This is a genomic window from Streptomyces sp. NPDC002088, assembly GCF_040296605.1.
Classification (GTDB): Bacteria; Actinomycetota; Actinomycetes; order Streptomycetales; family Streptomycetaceae; genus Streptomyces.
In genome coordinates this window covers 113,287-137,787 of the sequence record NZ_JBEOXO010000014.1, presented here as the reverse complement: position 1 = coordinate 137,787, position 24,501 = coordinate 113,287, and the positions used below count along the sequence as shown (strand labels likewise).

At 69.8% G+C, this 24,501-nt stretch carries 24 protein-coding genes and 2 pseudogenes; 8 read left to right on the top strand and 18 right to left on the bottom strand.

Features of this window, described 5'->3' with window-relative positions; genetic code table 11:
- Positions 1–3: 3 nt before the first annotated feature.
- Genes ABT114_RS28015 through ABT114_RS28000 form a run of 4 tightly spaced genes read right to left on the bottom strand, consistent with a single transcriptional unit; the run spans position 4 to position 4,037 of the window.
- Complete coding sequence (locus tag ABT114_RS28015) at positions 4–927, bottom strand: alpha/beta hydrolase (RefSeq protein ID WP_351145650.1); 924 nt, start codon at positions 925–927, stop codon at positions 4–6.
- 4 nt (positions 928–931) lie between these two features.
- Entirely contained in the window at positions 932–2,047 is a 1,116-nt protein-coding gene (locus tag ABT114_RS28010) for an FAD-dependent oxidoreductase (protein WP_351145649.1), read from the bottom strand.
- 11 nt (positions 2,048–2,058) lie between these two features.
- Positions 2,059–3,012 carry a phosphotriesterase family protein gene (locus ABT114_RS28005; protein ID WP_351145648.1) on the bottom strand — a complete coding sequence of 318 codons (954 nt, stop codon included), beginning with the start codon at positions 3,010–3,012 and terminating at the stop codon, positions 2,059–2,061.
- Between the two features lie 50 nt (positions 3,013–3,062).
- Entirely contained in the window at positions 3,063–4,037 is a 975-nt protein-coding gene (locus ABT114_RS28000; protein ID WP_351145647.1) for a phosphotriesterase family protein, read from the bottom strand.
- Positions 4,038–4,339: 302 nt separating this feature from the next.
- On the opposite strand from ABT114_RS28000, the gene ABT114_RS27995 reads away from it, so the two are divergent.
- From ABT114_RS27995 to ABT114_RS27980, 4 genes are read left to right on the top strand one after another with little or no spacing between them, the layout of a single operon-like run.
- Positions 4,340–5,512 carry a cytochrome P450 gene (locus ABT114_RS27995; RefSeq protein WP_351145646.1) on the top strand — a complete coding sequence of 391 codons (1,173 nt, stop codon included), beginning with the start codon at positions 4,340–4,342 and terminating at the stop codon, positions 5,510–5,512.
- Positions 5,509–5,697 (top strand): ferredoxin, encoded by a 189-nt coding sequence (locus ABT114_RS27990; RefSeq protein WP_351145645.1) that lies wholly within the window; start codon positions 5,509–5,511, stop codon positions 5,695–5,697. Before ABT114_RS27995 ends, ABT114_RS27990 begins: the two co-directional genes overlap by 4 nt.
- A complete protein-coding gene (locus tag ABT114_RS27985) occupies positions 5,694–6,836 on the top strand; it encodes an NAD(P)/FAD-dependent oxidoreductase (RefSeq protein ID WP_351145644.1) in 1,143 nt (380 codons plus the stop codon). The genes ABT114_RS27990 and ABT114_RS27985 overlap by 4 nt, the downstream gene beginning before the upstream one ends.
- 11 nt (positions 6,837–6,847) lie before the next feature.
- Entirely contained in the window at positions 6,848–7,771 is a 924-nt protein-coding gene (locus tag ABT114_RS27980) for a LysR family transcriptional regulator (RefSeq protein WP_351145643.1), read from the top strand.
- Between the two features lie 102 nt (positions 7,772–7,873).
- On the opposite strand, the gene ABT114_RS27975 is transcribed toward ABT114_RS27980, so the two are convergent.
- The 5 genes from ABT114_RS27975 to ABT114_RS27955 form a co-directional block, all read right to left on the bottom strand.
- Positions 7,874–8,482 carry a TetR/AcrR family transcriptional regulator gene (locus tag ABT114_RS27975; protein WP_351145642.1) on the bottom strand — a complete coding sequence of 203 codons (609 nt, stop codon included), beginning with the start codon at positions 8,480–8,482 and terminating at the stop codon, positions 7,874–7,876.
- Between the two features lie 180 nt (positions 8,483–8,662).
- Positions 8,663–9,979, bottom strand: a complete 1,317-nt coding sequence (locus tag ABT114_RS27970) for an FAD-dependent oxidoreductase (RefSeq protein WP_351145641.1) — start codon at positions 9,977–9,979, stop codon at positions 8,663–8,665.
- 34 nt (positions 9,980–10,013) lie between these two features.
- Positions 10,014–10,733, bottom strand: coding sequence for a maleylpyruvate isomerase family mycothiol-dependent enzyme (locus tag ABT114_RS27965; RefSeq protein WP_351145640.1), 720 nt, complete (start codon positions 10,731–10,733; stop codon positions 10,014–10,016).
- On the bottom strand, positions 10,730–11,557 hold the full coding sequence (locus ABT114_RS27960; protein ID WP_351145639.1) for a fumarylacetoacetate hydrolase family protein: 828 nt from the start codon (positions 11,555–11,557) through the stop codon (positions 10,730–10,732). Before ABT114_RS27960 ends, ABT114_RS27965 begins: the two co-directional genes overlap by 4 nt.
- Positions 11,558–11,559: 2 nt before the next feature.
- Complete coding sequence (locus tag ABT114_RS27955; RefSeq protein WP_351145638.1) at positions 11,560–12,720, bottom strand: cupin domain-containing protein; 1,161 nt, start codon at positions 12,718–12,720, stop codon at positions 11,560–11,562.
- Positions 12,721–12,791: 71 nt separating this feature from the next.
- Here ABT114_RS27955 and ABT114_RS27950 point away from each other — a divergent pair, with 71 nt between their 5' ends.
- Both ABT114_RS27950 and ABT114_RS27945 read left to right on the top strand, forming a co-directional pair.
- Positions 12,792–13,568: an IclR family transcriptional regulator gene (locus ABT114_RS27950; RefSeq protein ID WP_351145637.1), complete on the top strand. Its 777-nt coding sequence runs from the start codon at positions 12,792–12,794 to the stop codon at positions 13,566–13,568.
- A gap of 224 nt (positions 13,569–13,792) precedes the next feature.
- A complete protein-coding gene (locus ABT114_RS27945) occupies positions 13,793–15,427 on the top strand; it encodes an MFS transporter (protein ID WP_351145636.1) in 1,635 nt (544 codons plus the stop codon).
- 103 nt (positions 15,428–15,530) lie between these two features.
- Here the strand turns inward: ABT114_RS27945 and ABT114_RS27940 are convergent, their stop codons facing one another.
- A complete protein-coding gene (locus ABT114_RS27940) occupies positions 15,531–15,683 on the bottom strand; it encodes a hypothetical protein (RefSeq protein ID WP_351145739.1) in 153 nt (50 codons plus the stop codon).
- On the opposite strand from ABT114_RS27940, the pseudogene ABT114_RS27935 reads away from it, so the two are divergent.
- Positions 15,639–15,782, top strand: a pseudogene (locus ABT114_RS27935) (DUF397 domain-containing protein); the annotation flags it as partial. The gene ABT114_RS27940 and the pseudogene ABT114_RS27935 sit on opposite strands and share 45 nt — an antisense overlap.
- Before the next feature lie 175 nt (positions 15,783–15,957).
- On the opposite strand, the gene ABT114_RS27930 reads toward ABT114_RS27935, so the two are convergent.
- From ABT114_RS27930 to ABT114_RS27915, 4 genes and pseudogenes are all read right to left on the bottom strand, one after another.
- On the bottom strand, positions 15,958–16,251 hold the full coding sequence (locus tag ABT114_RS27930; RefSeq protein ID WP_351145635.1) for a zf-HC2 domain-containing protein: 294 nt from the start codon (positions 16,249–16,251) through the stop codon (positions 15,958–15,960).
- Between the two features lie 290 nt (positions 16,252–16,541).
- Positions 16,542–17,231 (bottom strand): response regulator, encoded by a 690-nt coding sequence (locus ABT114_RS27925; protein WP_351145734.1) that lies wholly within the window; start codon positions 17,229–17,231, stop codon positions 16,542–16,544.
- Complete coding sequence (locus ABT114_RS27920; RefSeq protein ID WP_351145634.1) at positions 17,203–18,456, bottom strand: sensor histidine kinase; 1,254 nt, start codon at positions 18,454–18,456, stop codon at positions 17,203–17,205. Before ABT114_RS27920 ends, ABT114_RS27925 begins: the two co-directional genes overlap by 29 nt.
- Before the next feature lie 184 nt (positions 18,457–18,640).
- Positions 18,641–18,808 (bottom strand): annotated as a pseudogene (locus ABT114_RS27915) (transcriptional regulator); the annotation flags it as partial.
- Between the two features lie 216 nt (positions 18,809–19,024).
- On the opposite strand from ABT114_RS27915, the gene ABT114_RS27910 reads away from it, so the two are divergent.
- Entirely contained in the window at positions 19,025–20,041 is a 1,017-nt protein-coding gene (locus ABT114_RS27910) for a zinc-dependent alcohol dehydrogenase family protein (RefSeq protein ID WP_351145633.1), read from the top strand.
- 580 nt (positions 20,042–20,621) lie between these two features.
- Here ABT114_RS27910 and ABT114_RS27905 read toward each other — a convergent pair.
- The 4 genes from ABT114_RS27905 to ABT114_RS27890 are packed head-to-tail and all read right to left on the bottom strand — an operon-like array spanning position 20,622 to position 24,466.
- Positions 20,622–21,683 carry an acetamidase/formamidase family protein gene (locus tag ABT114_RS27905; RefSeq protein WP_351145632.1) on the bottom strand — a complete coding sequence of 354 codons (1,062 nt, stop codon included), beginning with the start codon at positions 21,681–21,683 and terminating at the stop codon, positions 20,622–20,624.
- Positions 21,680–22,432 carry a cysteine hydrolase family protein gene (locus ABT114_RS27900; RefSeq protein WP_351145631.1) on the bottom strand — a complete coding sequence of 251 codons (753 nt, stop codon included), beginning with the start codon at positions 22,430–22,432 and terminating at the stop codon, positions 21,680–21,682. The genes ABT114_RS27905 and ABT114_RS27900 overlap by 4 nt, the downstream gene beginning before the upstream one ends.
- Positions 22,425–24,041: an amidase gene (locus tag ABT114_RS27895; protein ID WP_351145630.1), complete on the bottom strand. Its 1,617-nt coding sequence runs from the start codon at positions 24,039–24,041 to the stop codon at positions 22,425–22,427. Before ABT114_RS27895 ends, ABT114_RS27900 begins: the two co-directional genes overlap by 8 nt.
- Positions 24,038–24,466, bottom strand: coding sequence for a cupin domain-containing protein (locus ABT114_RS27890; protein WP_351145629.1), 429 nt, complete (start codon positions 24,464–24,466; stop codon positions 24,038–24,040). The genes ABT114_RS27895 and ABT114_RS27890 overlap by 4 nt, the downstream gene beginning before the upstream one ends.
- Positions 24,467–24,501 lie beyond the last annotated feature (35 nt).

Here is a 24,501-nt window from a genome sequence, read left to right as displayed (position 1 = left end):
GGTTCAGTGCCGGTTGAGGAAGTCGCGTGTCTGGGCGAAGACCTTGTGGTACTCCGGGATCCAGGAGAAGTGCTGGACGAATCCGTGGCCCGCGCCCTCGTACCGGCTCACCGTCGCCTCCACGCCGGCCTCCTGCAGCTTCCGGCCGTAGAGCTCGCCCTCGTCGCGCAGCGGGTCGAGCTCGCCGGTGACGATGAGGGCCGGCGGCAGCCCGGTGAGGTCCGTCCGCTTGATCGGCGAGACGAGCGGGTCCGCGGGGTCGGCGCCGCTGTCGATGTAGAAGGCGTTGAAGGGCTTCAGTCCCGCCGTCTCCAGGCCGTAGCCCACGGCGTTCTCCCGCAGCGAGGCGTAGCGGTCGACGTCGAAGTCCAGGTCGAGCGAGGGGTAGTAGAGGACCTGGTGCGTGATTCGGTGGAAGCCGTCGTCGTGTGCCTTGGCCGCGACCGCGGCGACGAAGGTGCCGCCGGAGCTGTCGCCGGCGATGGCGAGGGTCGTGCCGTCCCAGGCGAGGTTCTCACCTTCCTCGGCGGCCCAGCGGACGACCGCGTAGCAGTCGTCGAGACCGGCCGGGAAGGCGGCCTCGGGCGCCAGGCGGTAGCCGACGGAGATGACCTTGAGCCCGGTCTCCTTTGCCAGGGAGCGCGCGACGTGGTCGTGCGTCTCCAGGCTGCCGAGGAAGAAGGCGCCGCCGTGGAAGTAGACCAGGACGCCGTAGGTGTCGGCCTCGACCGGCGTGTAGATCCGCACCGGTACCTCGCCCGACGCCGTCCGCGCGGTCACGTCCTCGACGGCGTGGAGCGGCAGGCGCTCTTCGAGGGGAGCGACGTGCGCCTCGTCCCCTGCGCGCAGGGCGACCGGGTCGAGCGGGCCTTCGGGCGGGGTCGGCAGGCTGGCGAGGACCTTGGCGATTTCAGGATGCAGTGGCATGGCGTTACTCCTGCGGGGCAGTGGCTGCGGGCTTCTGACCGGGGAAGACCTCATCGATCTCGTCCTCGGTCCACCCCTGACGGGAGATGCGCTGCAGCTCGTCGGTCACGGGCTTGCGGGTGGCCTGGAACAGGGCCAGCGCCTCCTTCACGGAGTCCGCCTGCCGCAGGGCGTCGGCGAGCGCTCCGGCGTCCTCGATGGCCGAGTTCGCGCCCTGACCCTGGTGGTGCAGCATCGAGTGGGCCGCGTCGCCCACGAGGACGACGGAGTCCGTGTGCCACGTGTCGATCGGGTCGATGTCGTAGACCGCGCGGATGTTCACGGTGTCCATGTCGAGGTCGCGCGTGATGTTCACGAGGCGCTCGTCGAAGCCCTCGACCGTCGCCAGGAGGTCGTCCTTGGTGACCTGCGGTGCCCAGGTGCTGTCCGGGCACAGGGCGGTGATGTCGAACGACACCTGGCCCCGGTGGCGCAGCGGCAGCAGGTAGATCTTCGTGCCCCGGCCGATGTACATCCGCAGCTGGTCGTCGGTGACCATCCCGTAAGCGTCGTCGACGGAGATCACCGTGCGGTAGGCGTGCTCACCGGAGAACACCGGGCCCTTGTCGCTGAACAGCTCTCGGCGCACCACCGACTTGATGCCGTCACCACCGACGACCAAGTCGGCCTCGACGGTCTTGCCGCCCGCGAAGGTGAGGACGGCGCTGTCGCCCTTGTCCTGGACGGTCTCCAGCTTGTGACCGAGGTGCACCATGCCCTCGGGGAGTACGCCCAGGAGCGCGTCGATGAAGTCACCGCGGTGGATGAGGTGGGTGTGGGTCTGCTCTCCGGCGGCCGGCCACGCCTCCTTCATCATGTGTTCACCGGTGGCCGTGAGGATCTCGAAGTAGTCGCTGGGCGAGCTCACTTTCGCGATCGCGTCGAAGATCCCCCACTGGCGGAACCGGTTCATGGTGGAGGGACGCAGGCCGATGCCGGCGCCGACCTCGCCGATCTGGCTCGCCTGCTCGTAGACGTTGACGTCGGCGCCGAGCAGGCTCAGGGCCTTGGCCGCCGCCGCGCCGCCGTACCCCGCGCCGACGATGGCGATCTTGAGGTTCTTCAGGTCTGAGAGCTGCATGGTGGTTCTCTCTACTTCTGGATGGTCAGGAAGTCAGCGGGGTTGTCGACGAAGATCGTCTTGATCGCGGCCTCGTCGAGGCCGGCGGCGCGGAGGTCCGGGATGAGGTCGTCGAAGATGTAGTTGACGGTGTGGCCCTTCACGCCCGGCCAGCCCAGCGGGCTGCAGTTGGCGTCGGCGGAGGCGAGGACCTGCTTCAGCCGGCCTTCGCCGATGAAGCGGAGGAAGTGGTCAAGGCGTTCCTTGCGGGGGCGGGCCCAGAACGGCGGGTCCGGCAGCTCGGTCTCGTAGCCGAAGGTGTCGAAGCCGATGCGACCGCCCTGCTCCGCGATCCAGATGTCGCGCGTCTTGTCGGCGTTCACGCCGTCGTCGACGTGCCCGAAGAGAACGCGGTCCAGGGGAAGGCCCTCTTCGTTGAAGATCGCGATCGCGTTCTCGGCGTCGATCGCGAGGTGGGTCAGGATCGGTACGCCCGTGGTGAGCGAGGCTCGGGCCGCGGCGCGGTAGATGCGCTTGTCCAGTTCCGTCATACGGCCACCGCGGCTCACCCCGACCTTGATGACACCGGCGAGGCTGCCGGTGTTGCCGATGCCGACGGTGATCTCGTGGACGAACTGCCGGGTCAGGTAGTCCACGTCGGCCTGGGCGAAGTGCGCCAGGGCGGTGTCGCCGCCGACGAAGCCGGTGCAGGCGACGATGTGGACGCCGGTCTTCGCGGACAGCGATTTGTAGTAGTCGACGTCACGGCCGTTGCAGATCCCGGTCGCGTCGACGAAGGTGCCGCCGCCGTGCTCGTGGAACGTGCGCAGTTTCGGGACGGTTTCCTCGTACCGCTGCTCGGGGGCCTTCCACCACTTCGTGTCCAGCTCGGAGCCGGGCATGCCGTAGCCGATGTGCTCGTGGATGGCCACGAGACCCAGCTCCTCGGTCGGGATCGGCCCCAGGACGGTATTCACTCGCGACACAGAACTCACCTTTGAGAAAAGGAACTTGATGGGCGTTCGCGTCGGCGCGCTCAGCGCACCGACAGCAGGTCGCGCGGGTTCTCCACGAGAATCCGCTGCACGTCCTCGTCGCTGAGGCCCTGTGCCTTCAGGAGCGGGACGAAGGTGGTCAGGACGTAGCTGTACGGCAGGTCGTTGGCCAAGTGGCCCTTCGCCACCCCGGTCGCGTTGCTCGACAGCAGGATCCGGTCGCCGAAGCCGGCCTGCACGAGGTCGGCGACCAGGGCGGCGCGCTCTGCATCGGCGATGTGGGCCTCGTCCTCCACGCCGACGTGGTCGAGTACGACGTAGGCGCCGCGGCGGGCGATCTCGAGGGGCGCACCGGCGGCGACGGCGTCCTTGCGGTCGAGTCCGCCGACGACGACGCGGTCGGCCGGCAGCTTCTCGTCCAGGACGACGTCGAGGTCGTGGACGGCGTCGCTCCCGTAGCGGATGGAGACCGCGACGCCGGTGCTCAGGGCGGTTTGGGCCGCACCGCGGAACAGGCTCTCGTCGGTCGCGGTCATGCCCTCGGTGGTCGCGGTGGTGGCCACCAGTCCGGCGGCGCCGCGTCGCTCCACACGGGGGACCACCATGCCCTCGGTGACCTCCTTGGTGAAGAGATCGGCGAACTTCTCGGCCGGCCACGGCGTCGGCGGGTTGGTCTGGGGCGTGAGGAAGTAGCCGCCGAGCAGCTCCTCCGGGCCCTGACCCGTCGAGGCGACGATGTGCACGCCGGTCGCACGGGAGAGGCTCTCGTACAGCCGGACATCCCGGCCGTGGAACATGCCGGTGCTGTCGACGATCGTGCCGCCGCCCTGGGCGCGGAAGTCCTTCAGCTTCGCGGCGAGTGTCTCGAAGATCTCGGCGCGGTCGATGGTGATGTCGAAGGCGTACTCCGCGCCCGGAACCACCGACAGCAGTGCCTCGTGGACCGAGACGACGCCCAGTTCCTCAGTCGGCACCGGGCCCAGGACGGTGTTCGCGGTGTTGCTCTTGAGGCTCATGCCTGCCCTCACATGTCCGGGGTGGGGTGCACAGCACCCCGTGGCTGCTGTCACGGTAGCCATTCGGTTTACATGCCGTCAATGAAATGAACGCTTAGAAAAAACATTTCACGGAGGGTAGGGCCGGCAAGCCGGGCCGCCTGGCGGCCGCCGTCAGGTTGGACGGCCGAGAAGCATCTCCTCGACGGTCGTCGCGGAACCTCCCGCACGAACCCACGTCGGCCCGACATGCACCGCACGCATGTAACGGCATGTAAATCATTCACTTGCTGAATGTGAGGACCGGCCACTTCACTGGCGACATGACCACCCCGCCTACCTCCGACATCGACCTCTTCGCCGACGAGGTCGTCCTCGACCCCTACCCCGCCTACGCCGAACTGCGAGAGCAGGGCTCTGCCGTCCACCTCTGGAGGAACGATGTCCATGTGCTGACGCGGTACGACGCCATCCGTGGTGCACTCGCGGACTGGGAGTCGTTCTCCTCGACCTCGATCGGGTTCAACCCGGTGGTCAACGAGGCGCTTACCGGCACCTCGCTCGCATCCGATCCGCCGATGCACACCCCACTGCGCGCCACGCTCACCGAGAATCTCTCGCCGCGAGCGCTGCGTGGTCTGAAGGGGCGGATCGAGGCGAAGGCGGACACTCTCGTCGCCGAGCTTGTCGAGAAGGGCTCCTTCGAGGCGATCGACGCCCTCGCTCGATCATTCCCACTGGAGGTCGTTGCGGACCTGATCGGCTTCACGAGCCACGTGCGCGACAACATGTTGCGCTGGGGACAGGCCGCCATGCAGGTCATCGGTCCGATGAACCACCGCACGGCCGAGAGCTTCCCGATCGCCGGCGAGCTCTACAGCTGGTGCTCCCGAGTCAGGGCCACTGACCTGACCGAAGGGTCCGTGGGTCGCGGCATCTTCGACGCCGAGGCACGTGGCGCCATCCCGCCGAACACCGCCGGCCACATCATCCACCAGTACCTCGGCGCCGGCGTCGATACCACCGTGGCGGCGATCGGCAACATCGTCGCCCTCCTCGGCTCGCACCCCGACCAGCTCGACCTGATCCGCAAGGACCCGTCGCTGGCGTCGGCGGCATTCAACGAGGTGCTGCGCTACTGGGCTCCCGTCCACGCCTGGGGCCGACGCGCCACCAAGGACATCGCCCTCGACGGGGTCGTCATCCCCGCAGGTGCGCAGATCGCGATCCTGTTCGGCGCCGGCAACCGCGACCCTCGGCACTACGAGAACCCGGATGCCTTCCTCGTCGAGCGCAATCCGATCGACCATCTCTCATTCGGCTATGGCCCTCACGGCTGCGCGGGCCAAGGACTCGCCCGCATGGAGGCTCACGCCGTGATCGAAGCGCTTTCCCGACGCGTCAAACGCCTAGTCGTCGGCCCCGCGGTCAGTGTTCCCAGCAACATCACGCGGAGCATCGAAGAGCTCCCCGTCCTGGAAGTGATCCCCGCATGAAGATCGTTCTCGACCGCCCCCGCTGTGAGGGCCACGGCCTCTGTGAGGAGGCTGCCCCACAGCTCATGCACCTGGACGACGACGGCGAGCTCGTCATCGACCGCGAGCAGGTCGACGACGCGGACGCCGCCCCGGCGAACGCCGCTGTCCGCGTGTGTCCGGTCGCGGCGCTGAGGATCGTATGAGCAGCGACACGATGGACCGCGTCGTTGTTGTCGGCAACGGGATTGCCGGGCTCACCGCGGCCGATACGCTCCGTGAGGCCGGCTTCGACGGCGAGCTGACCATCATCGGTGACGAACCGCACCCGGCGTACAGCCGCCCGGCCTTGTCGAAGGCGCTGCTGCTCGACGGCGATGACATGTCGTCGCACGAGCTTCCGCCGACCAGCCACGAGGCGACCGAACTTCTGGGCGTACGTGCGACCGGACTCGATCTCGATCATCGGCTCGTCACGCTCGACGATGGTACGGCCCTGCCGTACGACGGCGTCGTCCTTGCCACTGGCTCCCGGGCACGACGGTTGTCCGACCTCCCCGAGGAGCTCACCCTGCGCGGACTCGATGACGCGCTGTCCCTGCGAAGCCGGTTGGCGGGCCGGCCGTCGGTCATCGTGGTGGGCGGAGGCCCGCTCGGAATGGAGATCGCCTCGGGGTGCTTGGCCGCCGGCTGTCGGGTCACCCTCGTCTCCCAAGGGGTGCCACTGACTGTCCAGCTCGGTTCATATCTCGCTGACGTCTTCGTCAAGGCTGCGCTGGATATGGGGCTCACCATCGTCGAGACCGGGTCGGCACGGCTTGAACGGCATGAGGGGAGCGCTCGGGTCGTACTTGACGACGGCGCGGTCTTCGAGGCAGAGACTCTCCTGACCGCCGTCGGCGACGTGCCCAACACGGAGTGGCTCGCGGACACGGGACTTGCGGCGAAGGGTGCCATCCCGGTCGACTCGCGCGGGCTTGTTCGCCCCGACGTCGCGGCCGTCGGTGATCTCGCAGCCTTCCCCACGCCGTACGGCCTGCGCCGCGTCCCCCTCTGGAGCAGTGCGATCGAGCAGGCGAAGGTCGCCGCAAGGGCACTGGTTCGCGGCGACGATTCCTCGCCGCTCCACTTTCAGCCGTACTTCTGGACCGAGCAGTTCGGACTGAGCCTCAAGGCGGTGGGCTATCTACCGCTGGAAGGGGAACCGTCGTACCTCGACGGAGGGCCCGGAGGTGGGCCGGCGTTGATGCGCTGGTCACGCGGTGACGGAACCGGGGTGGCCGCGGCGCTCAGCTACCGGATCCCGATTCCCCGGCTGCGTCGTACGAGCCAGGCAGCCTCGTAAGCTTCGTCTCCATGGGATACGACGGAGAGGGCGCCACAGGTTCGGGACTGGATCGACTTGCATCGGTCAACCTCAATCTGTTGGTGCCGCTCCTCGCCCTCCTCGAGGAGCGTTCGGTGACCAAGGCGGCGGAACGTGTCGGTCTGTCCCAGCCGGCGATGAGCCACGCACTCACGAGAATGCGGCGTCTGCTGGGTGACGACCTCGTCATCCGACACGGGACGGGCGTCACGCTGACCCCACGGGCGCTGCAGCTGATCGCGCCGCTTCGCAGCGCCCTGCAGCAAACGGCGCACATCGTGAACTTCCCCTGCTTCGACCCCGCCACGGATCAGAGGGTCATCACGATCGCCATGACGAACAGCACGGCGTTCGTCGTCGGCCCTCAATTGGCGCGGCTCATTGCCGAGCGTGCTCCTCGCGCCACGTTGCGTCTGCGGACGATTACGGTGCCGACCGAGTCCACGTTCACCGACAAGGGTGTCGACGTCGTGCTGCTCTCCGAGGGGCACTTCTCACCGTATCCGCGCGAGCGCCTGTACAACGACCGCTGTGTGGTGGTGGCCTCCCCGGACACGCCACCGGAAGCAAGCGCGCTCGACCTCCTGACCACACAGCCGCACATCGTCGTCGACACAGACCGGCGGGTCTTCCCCTATTCGGTACTGGAGGAAGAGGGTGTCCCCTATCGCGTCGGTCAGTTGGTCTCCGACTTTCTGTTGGTACCCATCCTGGTCGCACGTGCGGGCGGTGTCGGTCTCTTTCGCTACCAAGTTGCCGCCGCCATGCGGACGCTTGCGGACCTGCGGATCGAGGAGTTCCCGTTCCCGATTCCCGGGCTCGGGATCGACATGGTCTGGAACCCGCGACTGGCTGACCAGTACTTCATCGAGTGGCTTCGGACGCTGCTGTTCGACGTCGCAGCGCAGCTCTGATGCCCACTACGCCTACAGCGCCGGACTGAGCCAGGGACCGACCCGCGCGGCTGGTCCGGCAGTCCGTCTCGCGCCCGGTCCCGCGGGCCTGGTCAGGTCAGGTCAGGTCAGTAGCCGTACCCAACTGGCGCTGAGCTCGTCGACCATCTGGTCACGTGTGAGCTTCCAGTCGGCACGATCCCCGTTCTGGGCGACGAAGTCGAGTTCGGCCATCGCGAGAACGCCCCGGAAGCGGCGCTGATGGGGCTCGAAGCGCCCAGCCATCGCCAGTCCGTCCTCGATGTCGCTGATGGCCTCCCCCATCCATCGCTCGACCAGGTCGGTGAGTTCCGGGTCGACCACCGCGGCATCGCGGCCGATGCGGATGATCGGTCGGATGGCCGGCCAGCTGTCGGCGGTTCGCCGCACCCACGCCATGATCGCCTCCGGCGTTCCGTCAGCGACTGTGGCAACGAGGTCCTGCGCCGTGGAGCCGTGCTCGGGGGAACGGACGCGCTGCAGCGCCTCGTTGAGCTGCTCGTCGATGAGTGCCTTCATCAATTCGCTGCGGGAAGAGAAGTATGCGTAGAAGGTCACTCGTGTGGTGCCCGCCGCGGTCGCGATGTCGTCGACCGTGGTGGCGGCGTACCCCTTCGTCTTGAAGAGTTCGAGTCCTGACTCCAGCAGCAGACGGCGCGTCATCTGCTTCTGCGCCTCACGAAGGTTCGCCATGACTGGATCTTAGCGCGCCACTGTACGTCGAGCGCACATACCGGCTTCATGCAATACATGCTGTACTATATACTGACGCGCCGTACACCGATGTGTCGCCGTTCGCTTCGGGCCGCACCCCGGCCAGGGTTGTTGAACCGGTCAGCGGGGTGCGGGCCGCCGCTTAGAGCTAGGCGTCGCTCACGCTGTGCCGCTCGCCGTCACCATCAGTGGTTCGTCTCCGGAGTTCTCGACGACCGCCGAGGACAGCGGGATCGGCGTGAACATGGCGGGCTCCTCGTCCGGCGTCAGCGCGGTCGGGCCGTACACCCAGTCGGTGAAGGAGTAGTCATAGGTGTCCCGCGCCCGCATGATCGCGTTGCGCTGGAGCCGGGGCTCTCCGACGAGGTGCCACAGCTCGCCCCAGGCGCGGGCCGTGGTCTGCACCCGGGCGCAGTGCTCCACCCGTACCGCCTCGTACGCCGTCAGCGCGGCGTCCCAGTCCGGTCGGGTGCCCGCCGGAGCGGCCTCGGCCAGCCGGGCGTACTGCCGGGCGAGCACCCAGCCGTCCTCGATCGCCATGATCGCGCCCTGCGCCATGTACTGGAGCGGCGGGTGGGCGGCGTCGCCGAGCAGGGCGATCCGCCCGTGCACCCAGGTCTCGATGGGGTCGCGGTCGTACATCCGCCACCAGCGGTCCCGCCACATCAGCGGAATGCCCTTGCGCACGGTGTCGCAGGTGGCCTCGAAGGCCGCGTCCAGCTCGTCGGGGGTGCCCCAGTCCTCCTGACCGGCCATGGCCTTGGGCGACTCGAACACGGCGACCTGGTTGAACATGTCGCCGCCGCGCAGGGCGTACTGGACGAAGTGGCAGTGGGGGCCGACGTAGACGGTGACGTCCTGCTCCGCGATGCCGTTGTCCCGGACCTGCTCGATCGGGACGGCCGCGCGGTAGGCGACGTAGGAGGAGCTGACCACGTCGTCGCCGATCAGCTGGCGGCGGGCCACGGAGTGCAGTCCGTCGGCCGCGATCACCAGCGGGGCGGACTCGACCCGCCCGTCCTCGAGGAGGACCCGAGCGCCGCCCTCGGTGTTCTCGTAGCCGACGACGGTCTGGTCGGTCAGCAGCTCGACACCGGCGCGTTCGCAGGCACGCAGGAAGATGCCGTGCAGATCGCTGCGGTGGATGACCATGTACGGGAAGCCGTAGCGGCGTTCGAGGTCGCGCAGATCCAGCCGGGTCAGTTCCCGGGAGTCGAGCGCGTCCCGCATCACCATGTTCTCGGGAACGACGCCAAGAGTCTTGGCCTCCTCGAGCAGGCCGTACTCGGCGAGGATGCGGGTGCAGTTGGGTGCGATCTGCAGGCCGGCGCCCACCTCGCCGAACTCCTTGGCCCGTTCGAGGACGCGCACGCGCAGTCCCTGGCGGGTCAGGGCGAAGGCGGAACTGAGGCCGCCGATGCCGCCGCCGACCACAAGGACGTCGGGCCGCCCGGCGGGGCTGGATTCAGAATTCATGATCTGTTCTTTCGGTCACGGGGCAGGCCCCGGGTCAGAGCCAGGCGCCCAGCGCGGGGGCGGGTGTGCCGTCGGCGGTGAGCGGGCCGGCACTCCGTCCGGTCAGGTAGGCCGCGATGTCGTGCAGCTCGCCCGTGACCAGGGCGGCTTCGCCGTCGCCCGGCAGGTCCCAGGCGGCGCCGGTGGCCGGTGCCCGCAGGGTCAGGGCCGGGCCGGGGGCCGCGGCGCGCTTGGTGACGACCTCGTCGCACAGGGCGGTCAGGAAGCCGGCCGGGAGGTCGGCGAAGCCGGCGCCGGTACCGAAGTCGACGGCGTGGATGCATACCTCGCGGGCGCGCATCCACGGGAGCTCGGTGGCGGGGACGGTGCGGCCCTGGGCGGTGACGACCTCGTGCTGCCACTGCTCGTCGGTGAGCCGGTCCCATCCCTCATCGAGCGCCTGTGCGGAGGCGGTCACCCAGGAGCGGAGCTCCTCGGCCGACATGGCCGCGCCCTTGGCGATGCCGGCGGCGCGCTCCTCGGGGGAGGCGTACATCGGCGTCTCTTCGCCGGTGGCCGCCCAGTGCACCAGGTTGCACAGGGCATCGGCGTTGGCGGCGACGTGCGCCGCGAGGTGCCCCCGGGTCCACTCCGGCAGCACGCTGGGGGCACAGAAGCCGGCCTCGTCGAGTCCCGCGACGGCGTCGAGCAGCAGCTTGGTGCCCGTGCGGGCCCACTCGCGCGCGTCGGCGAACGTCCGCGTACCGTCCGTCATCCCTCGACCACCTTGTTGGTGCAGGCGCCCAGGCCGGCGATCTCGGTGACCACGGTCTGGCCGGGAAGCAGGAACACCTTGGGGTCGCGGGCGTTGCCCACGCCGGCCGGGGTGCCGGTGGCGATGATGTCGCCGGGCTTCAGGGTGATGACGGTGGAGATGTACTGCACCAGGAAGACCGGGTCGAACAGCAGCGTGCCGGTGTCGTCCTGCTGCATGACCTGGCCGTCGACGACCGTCTTGACCTCGAGCGCGGGGCGGACGCCGCCGACCTCGTCGGGGGTGACGACGTAGGGGCCGACCGGGGTGGAGGCCTCCCAGATCTTGCCCTGGGTCCACTCGATGGTGCGGAACTGCCAGTCGCGCACCGAGATGTCGTTCATGACGGTGAAGCCGGCGATGGCGTCGGCGGCCTGCTGCTCGTCGGCTCGGCGCACCGACTTGCCGATCACGACGGCGAGTTCGACCTCCCAGTCGAACGCCTCGGTCTCGGCGGGCTTGACGATGTCGTCGTGGGCGCCCAGCAGGGTCTCGGCGAACTTCGGGAAGAGGGTCGGGTAGTTCGGCAGCTCCCGGCCCATCTCCTTGATGTGGTTGGTGTAGTTGTGGCCGACGCAGACAACCTTGGACGGGTTGGGGACGACCGGCGCGAAGTTCGCACCCTCGACCGGGTAGGTGGTGCCGGAGGCGGCAGCGGCCTTCGACTGCCAGTCGGCCTCGGCGAACAGCTCGCCCAGGTCGGCGTACCCGAGGTCGACGAGGACCTCTCCGTCGAGGCGGACCGCCCGGGTCCCGTCGGCGGTGCGGATGGTGGCGAGCTTCATGTTCAGGCGTCCTTCTGGGTGCGGTTGAGGTTGAGCGCCTCGAAGACGGGCGCGTCGGAGAAGCGGAAGAGGTCGAGGGCGCCCTCGTCGGAGTCGGTCGCGCCGGCCTCGGACTTGGCGGAGAACGGCTCCCAGGACGGGACGACGAACAGGTCGCCGCGACTCACCGTCCAGGACTTGTTGCCGACGGTCACCACGCCGGAGCCGTCGAAGACCTGGTAGACCGACGAGCCGGTCTCGCGCACCGGCGCGGTCTCGGCGCCGCGGACGATGCGGTGGAAGTCGGCGCGGATGGTCGGCAGGACGTCGGAGCCGTCGTGCGGGTTGGAGTAGCGCACCGCGGCGTGGCCGGGCTCGACGGTGCCGCCGAAGCCCTCCTTCTCCAGCAGGAGTTGGTCGGCCAGAGCGGCGTTGGTGTACTCCCACTTGTAGGACAGCAGCGGGCTGCCCGGCGTGGCCGGGACGGCCGACAGCGGACGCAGGCCCGGGTGGCCCCACAGGCGCTCGGAGCGCGAACGCTCCGGCGTGATCCGCTCGGCGTCGCTGATCTCGTCGCGGCCGAACTCGAAGAACTGCGCCTCGGTGACGTACTGGAAGGGGATGTCCAGACCGTCGATCCAGGCCATCGGCTCGGCGGTGGCGTTGTGGTGGGCGTGCCAGTTCCAGCCGGCCTGCGGGAGGAAGTCGCCGCGGTTCATCGGCACCGGGTCGCCGCCTACAACCGTCCACACACCGGAGCCCTCGACGACGAAGCGGAAGGCATGCTGGGTGTGGCGGTGCTCGGGGGCGTCCTCGCCGGGCATGAGGTACTGGATCGCCGCCCACAGGGTCGGGGTGGCGAACGGCCTCCCGCCGAGGGAGGGGTTGGCCAGCGCGATGGCCCGGCGTTCACCGCCGCGACCGACGGGAACGATGTCACCGGCCTGGGCTGCCAGCTCCCGCAGCCGCTCCCAGCGCCACAGATGTGGCACGGCGCGCGAGCGCGGGTGGGCCGGCATCAGGTCGCCGATCTCGGTCCACAGTGGTACGAGCAGTTCCTGTTCGAAACCCCGGTACAGCTCTTCGAGCGCCGGGGTGACCTCGGGTTGCCCCTCCGCGGAGACGGCCTGGAGCCGGACCGGGGAACCCGTAGCGGTGTCTTGGGCGATGGAGGACTCAGTCACAGATCACAGCGTGCATCGCGTCTCGCAGAAGAACATGTTAATTCTGGAGAGCAGAACCAGAGGGGCATGCCATGGATAAACCGCTCAAGACACCGCCGCCCTACCCCATCGCCACCGTGGACCACGCGCTGCGGGCGGCGACCATCCTGCAGATGGAGGGCGGCGCGACCGTGTCGCAGATCGCCGAGCGGCTGGGCGTCGCCAGGTCGACCGCCCACCGGGTCCTGGCGATGCTCGTCTACCGGGACTTCGCCGTGCAGGGCGAGGACCGCGTCTACCGTGCGGGGCCGGTGCTGGAACTCGCCGCGCACTCCCAGTCCCTCGTGTCGCGGCTGCGCGCGGCGGCCCCGCCCCATCTGGACCGGGTCGTCGATCTTCTGGAGGAGACCACGAACCTGATCGTGCGCACCGGGGACACCGCCCGGTTCATCGCCAGTGTCGAGTCCCGGCAGGCACTGCGGGTCGGTTCCCGGGAGGGCATGGTGTTCCCGGCCCACCGCACGACGGCGGGGTTGCTCCTGCTCGCCGACCTCGCCGACGAAGAACTGGAGGAGGTCTACGCCCCCGAGCGTTACCGCGACCGTCCGGCCGATCGCCCGGATCTCGCCCGGCTGCGGACGGAGCTGAGGCGTCTGCGCCGCAACGGGTTCGCCGTCAACAAGGAGCGATCCGAACGCGGTCTCGTCGCCGTCGGCGTGCCGGTGCGCGACCGGGACGGCACCGCGCTGGCCGGTCTGTCGGTGTCGATGCCCAGCGTGCGCTACGACTCGCACCGCCTCCAGTCCATGGTCGCCACCCTGAACGCCACGGCGCACGCGCTGGAGAAGGACCTGGCCGAGCAGTACTGAGCCTGATCGCACGACGTTGCGGATGCTTACCTTACAACCATGCTGTTTGCCTTTAATTGTGAACAGATCATTGACGCTACGTAAAGCGAGTGTCATTCTCCCGACACACGCCCGACTCGCGTCGTGCCCCTCTCCCCCACCGCGCACGCAGAGCCGAGCCCTTCCACGCTCTCAAGGCTCCCGCTTCCAGGGACGCCCATCTTTCCCAGCCAGGGAGAACAGCAATGACGCTCAACAACGGGACGACGATGTCCCAGGGCCCAACCGCGGGGGCCGTCCGGACACCGGGCTACGCGGGGACACTGGCTGCCGCCTGCTGCGCGGTCTTCGTGGCCCAGGTCGCGAACGCGCTGCCGGCCTCGCTGAACGGGCTCTTCCAGGAGGACCTGAACACCCACGGATCCCAACTCACGTGGATCACCGCCGCGTTCATGGTCGCCGTGGTCTGCTTCGAGTTCACCTTCGGCGTCCTCGGTGACCTCTTCGGACGGCGAAGGCTCGTCGCGGCCGGCACGGCCCTGGTCGCCGCGGGCAGCGCCGTGGCCGCGCTCGCACCCACCGTCCAGGTGCTGTGGATCGGCGCCGCCCTGAACGGACTGGGCGCCGGCGCCATGTTCCCCGGCTCGCTCACCGCGAACACCGCCTTCACCCGCACCCTGCGGCAACGGGCGCACGCGGTGGCGGTCTGGAGCGGCTTCCTGTCCGCCGGTGCCGCCGTCTCACCTCTGCTCGGCGGCATGTTCGCCAAGATCGGGTCGTGGCGCGGTTCCTTCTGGGTGCTCGTCGGACTCGCCCTGGTCAGCATGGTGCTCACCCTGGTGCTGGCCACGGAGTCGAAGGCTCCCGAGGGCCGCAAGCTCGACATACCCGGTCAGATCACCTTCACCGCCGGTATCGTCCTGGTGCTCTACGGCGCCGTCGAGGGTCCCGAGTCAGGCTGGACCACGCTTCCCGTCATACTCGCCTTCGTCCTCGGCGCATGCTTCCTCGCCGGGTTCGTCGTGGTGGAGCTGGGGGCCGAATCCCCGATCTTCGACCTGACCCTGTTCCGCAACCGGGCCTTCACCGTGTCGTCCGTCGTCGCGGTCATCGGCATGTTCTCCTTCCTCGGCGCCTGCTTCGCGACGAGCATGTGGCTGGGGCCCGTGCAGCATCAGGACCCGATCCGCGTCGCGATCCCCTTCCTGCTCCTCCAGGGACCCGCCTTCCTGCTCATCCCGATCGTCTCCCGGCTCCTCCACCGGGTCGCCGCGGCCTGGCTGCTGACCTCCGGGTTCGTCCTGATGGCGATCGGCTGCCTGCTGTGCACCCGGCTGGACGTCGCCGACCCGGGACTCGGCGCGTTCGTCACGCCCGCCCTGCTGATCGGCATCGGTTTCGCCCTGACCGTCAGCTCGGTGACGGCCGTGGCGCTGAACAGCGTGCCCCCGAACCTGGCGGGCATGGCCAGCGCCACCACCAACATGCTGCGCGACCTCGGCTTCGCCCTCGGCCCCGTCGTCGTCGGCGCGGTCGCCCTCAGCAACGCGGGGTCGGCGTTCGCGGCGAACCTGTCCGGGACGGACCTGCCGGCCAGTCAGACAGCGGCGGCACGCGCGATCGCCGAGGCCGGAGGGCCCATCGCCGTGAACAGCCTGCCGTCCGGCGCCCCTGGATCCGCGGCGCACGGTCTGGCCCTGGACGCCCTGGGCAGCGGCTACAGCAACGCCTTCCTCATCTGCGGCATCGCCGCCGCTCTGGCCGCGGTCCTTACCGCCGTCGGCATGATCGGCGTCCGCCCTGACCGCTCCCCCGCTCAGTCACCGGCCGCACCCTCCGCCACCGAGCGGGGCGGCGCGCCGGAACCCGCCGCGAAGTAGCAAGCCCGGCGGACAGGAGGACAACGCCGCCCGCCGCCGACGGAGCGGCGCTGCCGGGGCCGGACACGCCCCGGCAGCGCCGCTCTCACGCGTGCGCCGGCGCTCAGTGAGCTGCGGCGATCACTACGTCCTCCTTGCCGTCCTTCGCCTCCTCGGCGCGGCTCTTGACGCCGACGACGGCGGCCACGGCACCGATCAGGCAGAGGACTCCGGTCACGATGAGCTCGAAGTCGCCGCCAGTACGGGAGTTGTGCACGTCCGGGACTCCGAGGCCGTGGCCGGACCGGTCATTCGTGTGTCGCGTGAGGCGTGGGCGGGGTTCGTCGGGTTGGCCTCGTCGGAGCGGGACGCCTGACGGACGGTACGTACTCGAGAGCCCTGCCGGACCACGACACGTAGAGCCCGTCCCGGGCCCGGGCGCAGGCCACAAACAGAAGACCGGACCTGATCCACGCCCGCCCCTCGGGCCCTGCTGACGCTCCGCCCAGTCGCGCGTCGTCGAGAGGGGTACGCGGAAGCCCTGGCTGCCTTCACCTCGCCGCTGCGCACGCCTTGGAGTTGCCCCATTGTGCGAGCGTGAGGGGCGTGGTCCGTGCCGGGCGGCGTCGGCCGAGCCTTGGGCGGCGCGATGCGTCGGCCAGTGCCTCCCGGAGTGGAACCAGATGAGCCGCCACGGCTGCCAGGCAGTAGTGCTCGTCATGGCAGGCGGAACAGGTCGCCAAGTGGGCGGTGACGGCACCGGCCTCTTCCTTGACGAGTGCGTTGAGTGCGTATCCGGCCAGTCGTTCACGGGCGGTGTGGCATTCCTGGAGGGAGCTGAACATGTCGAGACGTCCTCTCTGGGCTGCGGCACGCGCCGCAGGGGCGCGCAGCTACGGCACGATGAGGCGGAAGTGGGCTGCGGAATGAGCCCGCAGCGCCACGGCGGACCGAGGGCCGGACGTGCGGCAGGGGCACTGCGGGCTCTCGGGCCTGGTTCCGTTCACAGGTCCAATGTCGCCGAAGCTGGGGCGGTCGCGCGTCGTCCCTCTGGAGCGAATCGCGCCTACCACATCCGTGGTAGGCGATGCCTGACCCTACGGCCGACGTCGTCCCGGCCTGCCCCGTGCGATCTTCACCGCCGTGGACGAGAGGCTTCCGCCGCCGGGCTGACCAGGCCGCACTGGTAGGCCATGACCACGAGCTGGGCCCGGTCACGTGCCGCCAGCTTGGTCATGGCCCGGTTGACGTGCGTCTTGGCGGTCAGCGGGCTGACGAACAGACGTTCGGCGATCTCATCGTTCGAAAGGCCCAGCGCCACCAGGCACATCACATCGCGCTCCCGTGGCGTCAGATACTCCAGGCGTTCCTGGACGACTGCCGGACACAGTTCGGGCTGCGCCAGAAATCGGGAGATCAACGCGCGGGTCGCCACCGGCGAGAGCAAGGCCTCACCGGCGGCCACCGTCCGGACGGCGTCGAGCAGGACCTCCGGCCGTACACCCTTGCCGAGAAAGCCGCTCGCCCCCGCGCGCAGCGCCTCGGCTACGTGCTCGTCGTCCTCGAAGGTGGTGAGGATCAGGACCTTCACCCCGGCGAGGCCTTCGGACTCACTGATCAGTCGCGTGGCGGCGAGGCCGTCCATCTCGGGCATGCGGATGTCCATCAGGACAACGTCCGGATGCAACGCACCCGAGAGTTCTACGGCCTCCCTGCCGTTGGCGGCTTCGCCCACGGTTTCCATGTCGTCCGCGGAATCGAACAGCATCCTGAAGGTGCCCCGTAGCAAGGCCTGATCATCGGCGAGCAGGACACGAATCGTCACGCTCATCCTCCTCGTCGATGCCGTTCGATGCCACATCGCGCTCCTTGATGCCGGACAGCAGCGGGAGTTCGGCGATCACGGTGAAACCGCCCTCGGAGCGGGGTCCCGCGTGCACCTTGCCTCCCACGGTGCCGGCCCGCTCTCGCATCCCGATAAGCCCGTGGCCAGTCCCCGAGTCGGAGCCAGAGAGTTCCGAGTCCCCGTCGTCCTCCACCGTGATCGTCAGCCAGTGCGGGCGGTAGCACAGGTCCAATCGGGCGTGGTCCATACCCGAGTGCTTGCGCACGTTGGTCAAAGCCTCCTGAACGATGCGGTACGCCGCCAGGTCGGCCGCCGGCGCCAGGGGCTCGGGGACGCCGCTCAGCGTCTGCTTGACGGCGAGCCCGGCACGTTCGAAAGAGACCAGAAGGGCTGCTACCTGAGCCATGCCCGGCGTCGGATCACGCTGCGCGGCGGTCTCATCCGGCTGCCGGAGCAGGCTCACGGTCACCCGCAACTCGTCCAGCGCGGACTGACTCACGTCGCGGATGCCCTCCAGGGCGGTGAGTACGTGCTCGGGTCGTTGTTCCACGAGATGCACGGCGACACCCGCCTGGGCGTTGATCAGGGCGATGTGGTGAGCCACGACGTCGTGCAACTCACGTGCGATCCTCATCCGTTCGTCGGCCACCCGCTGACGAGCCTCCTGCTCGCGGGTGCGTTCCGCGTGCTCCGCACGTTCTTCCACGGCCGCCACATAGGCTCTGCGTGATCGCACCCCGTCCCCGACCGCGGCCGGCAGAGCCGTCCATGCCAGCATCGCCGCATTGTCCGGGGACACCCATGTGTGGGGATCGGACACCATGGCCGCTCCCACCACCACGGCCGCCGACACGCACGCTGTGGTCCAGGCTGTACGCCGGTCGGTGCACACGGCGACGGTGTAGACGGACAGGATGACCGGGCTCGTCTCCAGCGGGCCCTCCCGGAACCCGAGCCCCTGAAGAACCCCCGCGCAGCCGACGGACACGACGAGTACGCCAAAGGGGTGGCGGCGGCGCCACATCAGCGCGAAGCAGCTGACCCCGAGGAGCAGCACGGCGGGCCACCGAAAGGAGAGCCGGTGCTCGTCATGGACGACCGAGACCGCCACCACGGACAGCACGAACAGCACGGCCGACGTCAGGACGTCCACGACGCCCGCCCGAGCCTGCGCTCCCGGACTTCCAGCGGTGATCACTGCCATGCCACCAACGTAGGCCCGATGACCGGACCGGGCATCGCGTCGCAAGCCACGCGGGGGCCTTGTGGAGCCGCCGCTCTGCTCGACCGGCAGCGCCGCACAGCGGGTGTTGCGTCCGTTCGGTAACACGTTCCCAGCGTTGGACACCAGCTTTGGATGCCGAGCCATGGGCCCCGGAACGGGGTGATCATTCGGCCGTGGGCGGCTGTGTGGGGGTGTCGGCCTCTTGTGCGGCGGCCCAGGAGGCGAGCAGGCGCAGTCCCTCTTCGGACGGGGAACCGGGTTCGGCGGCATGGATCGTGAGGGTGAGGCCGGGTTCGGCGGCCCTTTCCAGACCCTCGAACGCGAGGGTGAGCTGGCAGCACACCCCTTGCTGGTGACTCGCTGCCCGCGCGGAAAGCCGGTTACCTGGATGACGTGGCACTCCCGGCCCGCAGCGATGAAGACAGGGAAAGGGAGGCCCAGCCCCGGGCACGCGGGCGTCGTCCTTGTGCTCTCGGCACGCAACTGCACTCGGTGATTGCCGGTATCGCCCCCCGTGCCGGCCGCCTCAGCACGGAAGGAACCCCTCATGCGCGGAACAGTGATCCACGCCCCCGGCGATGTGCGCTTCGAGACGTTCGACGACCCGAAGATCCTCCAGCCGACCGACGCCATCATCCGCACGGCCGTCACCTGTGTGTGCGGCTCGGACCTGTGGGCCTATCGGGGCCTGGAACCGGTGGACGAGCCCCACCCGATGGGGCACGAGTACGTCGGCATCGTGGAGGAGGTCGGCAGCGAGGTGACCTCGGTCAAGCCGGGCCAGTTCGTCGTCGGCTCGTTCGCCACCTCGGACAACACCTGTGCGAACTGCCGTAACGGCTGGCAGTCCAACTGCCTGCACCGCGAGTTCATGAGCACCTGCCAGGCCGACTACGTCCGTATCCCCAACGCGCAGGGCACCCTGGTCGCCACCGACGGGCAGCCGGCCGATGAGTTCCTGCCCGGTCTGCTCGCCGTCTCCGACGTGATGGGCACCGGCTGGTACGCCGCCCTGGCCGCCGAGGTCAAGCCCGGCTCCACCGCTGTGGTGGTCGGCGACGGTGCGGTCGGTCTGTGCGGTGTGATCGCGGCCAAGGAACTGGGCGCGGAGCGGATTATCGCCATGAGCCGCCACGAACCCCGACAGAAGCTCGCGCTGGAGTTCGGCGCCACCGATATCATCGCCGAGCGCGGCGAGGAGGGCATCGCCCGCGTCAAGGACCTCACCGACGGGATCGGCGCCGACTCGGTCCTGGAGTGCGTCGGCACCGCCCAGGCCATGCAGCAGGCCCTGCATTCGGCACGGCCCGGCGGCAACGTCGGCTTCGTCGGCGTCCCCCACGAGGTGGCCATCGACGGCCAGGAGCTGTTCTTCTCCCACGTCGGCCTGCGTGGTGGCCCCGCCCCCGTGCGCCGCTACCTGCCCGACCTGATCGACGGGGTCCTGACCGGCCGGATCAATCCGGGCAAGGTCTTCGACCTCACCCTGCCGCTGGAGCAGGTCGCCGAGGGCTACAAGGCGATGGACGAGCGCCGCGCCATCAAGGCCCTCCTCACACCCTGACCCACCCCCGGCGCCCGGGTCCGGGCGCCTGCTGCCCGGCCCTGGACGCCCCCGCGAAGGACTCACCGTGACCACGTTTGTTCTCGTCGGCGCCGGCCCCGGCCTGGGGCCGGCCACCGCCCGCGCCTTCGGAACCGCCGACCACGGCGTCGCGCTCATCCGGCGCCGCGCGCCGAGGAGGCCGGCCTGGACGCGCCGCCAGGCGGGGTGCTCGGCGGCATGGCCATCGCGGGCATGGCCCCAGCCGCCGTCGGCCCTCCGATCGGCGCACTGCTGGTGAGCGCCGCGGGCCGGCGCTGGGCCTTCCTGATCAACATCCCGGTCACCGCGATCGCCATGGCGATGGCTCTGCGCCGGCTGCCTGCACACCCTCGGCATCATGTTGGTCGCGGCGGGCCTCGCGGTCCTCCTGCTGACCGTTCTCGACCGCCGCCGGCGGAGTGCGTCGCGGTGACGACGACGTGCTCGGCGGGGATGCCGCGTTCCCGCTCGATCCGCTCGTGCACCGGCGTGATGTCGCCTGCGATCGGGACCTGGGATCCAGGCTCGCTCCCCCGGGCAGAGCGCGAGCAGTGTGGCGTCAGAGGGTCAGGTCCGCCTTGGAAATGCGGCAGTGGACGCCCTTGACGATGTCGACCACCTGGGAGACCTGGAAGTCGGCGGCCGCGCTGAGGTAGGCGAGGGCAACCGGGCCGGGGACCGAGAAGCGCTCGTCGAGGAGGGTGAGGGCGTCGCGTACGGCATGGCGCATCGCCTCGTCGAGGTCGGTGTCCAGGCCCATGACGATGTGCTCGGTGTCGGTCTCTGCGAAGGGGGCGCGCAGGCGGGATGCGAGTCGGCGGAGGGCGGGGTCGCGGTGGACGGTGAGGCGGAGGGTCGCGCGCAGAGGGGCTTCGAAGGCGGTGAGGGCCACTTCGCCGTCGCCCTGGGAGAAGTGCGGGTCGCCGGCGTAGAAGAGGGCGCCCTCGACGGCAACGGGGAGGAAGAGGCGGGCGCCGACACCGAGGTGGCGTACGTCGAGATTGCCTCCGTGCGGGCCGGGAGGCACCGAGTGGACCGGGGCCTCGGTGGCGGGGGAGGTGCCCATGATGCCGAGGAAGGGGCGGAGCGGGAAGCGGATGTCGCGACCGTCGCCCACGGGGAGGCGGCCACGGCCGTCGTCGTCGACGGTGGCGACCAGGCTGACCGGGTCGGGGCCGGGGCCCTGGGGGTATTCGCCGGGGAGCGCGCCCTTGCCGTGGCGGTTGCTGATCACCCCGTAAGGGGCGCGGCGGCGCAGGCGGAGGACTTCCACTTCGAGTACGTCGCCGGGCTCGGCCCCCTGGATGTGGACGGGTCCTGTGACCACGTGCGGGCCGTGGACGGCGGGGTCGTGAAGGCGGGTGGAAGCGGCGAGTTCGGCCGTGTCGTGGAGGATGCCGTGGATGCCGGCCGCGGCGAAGAAGGCGGCCGGGTCTCGGCCCTGGTCGGCGAGGATGCCCTCGTGGCTGATGGTGTCGAGGCTGACGATCGCGCCGGAGGGGACCGAGAGGGCCGGCTTAGAGCGGGCGTTGGGGAGCAGCCCCCAGTGGACCGCGGCTGGGTCTGCGGGCAGGTAGTGGTCGCCGTCGACGGGGCCCCGGTGGGGTTGGAGGAGGGTCACAGGGCTTCCTGGAGGTCGGCGGCGGTGAGGGTGAAGCCGAAGCACTGGCGGACGTTGTAGACGGTGGCGTCCATGCAGTACGCGGGTGAGGTGGTGGCCACCGCGTCCTCCAGCATCAGCACGTCGTAGCCGAGGCTCGCCGCGTCCATGAGGGTGGCGAGGACGCACTGGTCGGCGTTGACTCCGGCGAACAGGAGTGTGTCGGCGCGGAGATTGCGCAGGACGCTGTCGAGTTCTGTGTCCTGGAAGCCGCTCATGCGGTACTTGGCGATGTGCAGGTCGCCGGGTGCCGCGAAGAGGGGTGCGGTGATGTCGGCGGACGCGCTGTCGCGTTCCAGGACCCTGGCCCCGGTGGGCAGTTGGGAGCCGAGGCCGCCTCCGGTTCCGTCCTGGTCGTAGACGTGGAGGACGCCGGGTGGGAGGTTCGCGCGGTCGGGGCGGTTGCCCCAGTTGAGCCAGACGACGGGGACGTCGGCCGCCCGGAGGGCGGGGAGGAGCCGCTGGAGTACGGGGATGGGGGTGCGGGCCGGGGACACGTCCACGCCGATAGAGGCCAGCCAGCCGTCGGGCGAGCAGAAGTCGTTCTGCATGTCGATGACGACGATCGCCGTTGAGGCCAGGTCGAGCGTCAGGATTTGGGGCTGAGCCTCCACGGTCACGGGGCGGGCCGGGCGTTGCGGGCGGCGGAGGTCGACGTGTGTGGCGTCCGCGCGCCAGGAGTTGCGGGAGTTGGGGCCGATTTCATGCATGGGTCAGCTCCAGGAGGGCGTGGTCCGTGCCCGGTGCGCCGATCGCGCAGAGGCCGACCGGGAGGTCGCGGACCCGCAGCCGGGGCATGGTGACGGCGGGCAGCCCGGCGAGCGAGGCGAGGCAGGTGAGGCGGAGGGTTGCGGCTCGTACGGTCTCGACCTCGGCCGGTGTCGCATCGGCGTGGGGGGCTGGGCTGCTCGTGGCGGGGAGAAGGAGTGCGGTGCCGGGCGGGAGGGCTTCGACGATGACCGAACGGGCGGACAGGAGCCCGTAGGTGGCGTCACGCACTTCGTCCTCCGTGACCTGGCTCCCCGCGGCGAACCGGGCCTCGATGTCGGCCCCCAGCGCGCCCGGGTGCTTCTCGATCCACTCCCCGTGCGCGGCCCACGCCTCGGCCGCCTGGACGGTACGGAAGGCGGGCAGCCACTCCTCCAGGTGTGGGGCCATCCCGGTGTCGGTCCGTACGAGGTCCAGGCCGGTGCGGAGGGAGAGCGCCCGGCATGCCGCCTCGAAGGATGCCCGGACCTCGGGTTCGGCGAGCGCGGTGAGGGCGTCGTCGACCAGAAGCGTGGTCATCGGGACTTCGCCGTCCCGGGGCAGGAGCACCTTCGCCGCTGTATGCAGCAGGTAGGGGTCCCGGGCGAGCAGTCCCGCCGTGTCGAAGGACGGGGCCAGCGGGAGCAGGCCGCCGGTGGGGACGGCTCCGTGGGTGGGGCGCCAGCCGTAGAGGCCGCAGTAGGAGGCGGGGACCCGGATCGAGCCCGCGGTGTCCGTGGCCAGCCCCAGATCCACCCAACCGCGGGCGACCGCCGCCGCCGGGCCGCTGCTGGAGCCGCCGGTGATCCGGCCGGGGGCGGCGGGGTTGACGGGGGTGCCGTAGTGGATGTTGGTCCCGGCGAGACTGAAGGCGAGTTCGTCGGTTTGGGCGATCCCGGCGAGCTGGGCGCCCGCGCTGAGCAGTTCCCTTACTGCGTCGGCATGTCGGGGCTCCATCGGCGCATCGGCCAGCCACTGCGGGTTGCCCCCGCCGATCCGCTGTCCGGCAACGGCGAAGAGGTCCTTGACGGCAGTACGTACACCGGCGAGCGGCCCCTCCTGCGCCCCGGCGACCAGCGGCTCGCCCACGACCCGCCACACCGCGGGGTCCGGGGTCTCGTCCGCCGCCGGATCCGGCACCGCGCTGACGTGCGCGGCCGCGATCCGCCAGCCGTCCCCCGTCAGCCGCCACACCTGTGTCTGCATCCCGCGCGCCCCGCCGGCCCGCAGTGTTTCGGCGGTCAGTACGGCGATGTCCTCTGCGATCCGCACCTCATGGACGCGCTCGACCGTACGGGCCGGCGCTCCCCCGCTGCGGCCGCGACGGAAGTCCGAGATGGCCGCATGCCCGGTCAGCACCATGGAACCCTCGGCGCGCACCGTGTCCGGGGCGTCCAGGAACCAGTGGTCGAGGCCCGCCAGGTCATTGGCGCCGAGGTCCTGTTCGTACGACCAGAAGGCGTCGAGCAGTTCGCTGCGGTTCGCCCCACGAGGGCGGTGGGGCGAGGCGGGCCGACCTGCTTGTCCGGCTGGAGGTCCGGGGGTTGCCCCACGGGAAGGCACAGTACTCATCGGACGGCTCCGAGGACGGCCAGGTCCGCGTCGTCGAGCACCACGCAGGGGCCGCGCTGGATCAGGTCGGCGAAGCCCTCGTCGGGGGACATGATCGTGAGGGTGTAGAGCCGCTCGGTGGCCGAGGTGTTGGTGATCCGGTGCTTGGAGCCGAGGGGCAGGACGAGGACGTCACCCGGTGCGAGGTCGCGTTCGTGCTCGTCGCTGACCGCGCGGCCCTCGCCCGCGAGCACCACGAAGGTCTCCACGGACTCGGGGTGCCAGTTGAGCGGCTGGGCGCCGCCCGGCTCCCACACCTCGAAGACGACGGTGGTCGGTGAGCCGTCGGCCGGTCCGGTGAGGACGGCGAGCTTGACCGTGTCGCCCGCGGTGATGTGGTGGGCGGTGATCTTGCTGAGCGGCTTGTGGAGCGGGGGGATGGCCATGGCGGGTGTCCTCGGCGTCAGGCGTTCAAGAAGAA

Bases quoted from the DNA above. Each gene is read 5' to 3' on its own strand.
- ABT114_RS28015 (WP_351145650.1), bottom strand. From the start codon at position 927: ATGCCACTGCATCCTGAAATCGCCAAGGTCCTCGCCAGCCTGCCGACC.
- ABT114_RS28010 (WP_351145649.1), bottom strand. From the start codon at position 2,047: ATGCAGCTCTCAGACCTGAAGAACCTCAAGATCGCCATCGTCGGCGCG.
- ABT114_RS28000 (WP_351145647.1), bottom strand. From the start codon at position 4,037: ATGAGCCTCAAGAGCAACACCGCGAACACCGTCCTGGGCCCGGTGCCG.
- ABT114_RS27995 (WP_351145646.1), top strand. From the start codon at position 4,340: ATGACCACCCCGCCTACCTCCGACATCGACCTCTTCGCCGACGAGGTC.
- ABT114_RS27990 (WP_351145645.1), top strand. From the start codon at position 5,509: ATGAAGATCGTTCTCGACCGCCCCCGCTGTGAGGGCCACGGCCTCTGT.
- ABT114_RS27985 (WP_351145644.1), top strand. From the start codon at position 5,694: ATGAGCAGCGACACGATGGACCGCGTCGTTGTTGTCGGCAACGGGATT.
- ABT114_RS27980 (WP_351145643.1), top strand. From the start codon at position 6,848: ATGGGATACGACGGAGAGGGCGCCACAGGTTCGGGACTGGATCGACTT.
- ABT114_RS27975 (WP_351145642.1), bottom strand. From the start codon at position 8,482: ATGGCGAACCTTCGTGAGGCGCAGAAGCAGATGACGCGCCGTCTGCTG.
- ABT114_RS27970 (WP_351145641.1), bottom strand. From the start codon at position 9,979: ATGAATTCTGAATCCAGCCCCGCCGGGCGGCCCGACGTCCTTGTGGTC.
- ABT114_RS27965 (WP_351145640.1), bottom strand. From the start codon at position 10,733: ATGACGGACGGTACGCGGACGTTCGCCGACGCGCGCGAGTGGGCCCGC.
- ABT114_RS27960 (WP_351145639.1), bottom strand. From the start codon at position 11,557: ATGAAGCTCGCCACCATCCGCACCGCCGACGGGACCCGGGCGGTCCGC.
- ABT114_RS27950 (WP_351145637.1), top strand. From the start codon at position 12,792: ATGGATAAACCGCTCAAGACACCGCCGCCCTACCCCATCGCCACCGTG.
- ABT114_RS27945 (WP_351145636.1), top strand. From the start codon at position 13,793: ATGACGCTCAACAACGGGACGACGATGTCCCAGGGCCCAACCGCGGGG.
- ABT114_RS27930 (WP_351145635.1), bottom strand. From the start codon at position 16,251: ATGTTCAGCTCCCTCCAGGAATGCCACACCGCCCGTGAACGACTGGCC.
- ABT114_RS27920 (WP_351145634.1), bottom strand. From the start codon at position 18,456: ATGGCAGTGATCACCGCTGGAAGTCCGGGAGCGCAGGCTCGGGCGGGC.
- ABT114_RS27910 (WP_351145633.1), top strand. From the start codon at position 19,025: ATGCGCGGAACAGTGATCCACGCCCCCGGCGATGTGCGCTTCGAGACG.
- ABT114_RS27900 (WP_351145631.1), bottom strand. From the start codon at position 22,432: ATGCATGAAATCGGCCCCAACTCCCGCAACTCCTGGCGCGCGGACGCC.
- ABT114_RS27895 (WP_351145630.1), bottom strand. From the start codon at position 24,041: ATGAGTACTGTGCCTTCCCGTGGGGCAACCCCCGGACCTCCAGCCGGA.
- ABT114_RS27890 (WP_351145629.1), bottom strand. From the start codon at position 24,466: ATGGCCATCCCCCCGCTCCACAAGCCGCTCAGCAAGATCACCGCCCAC.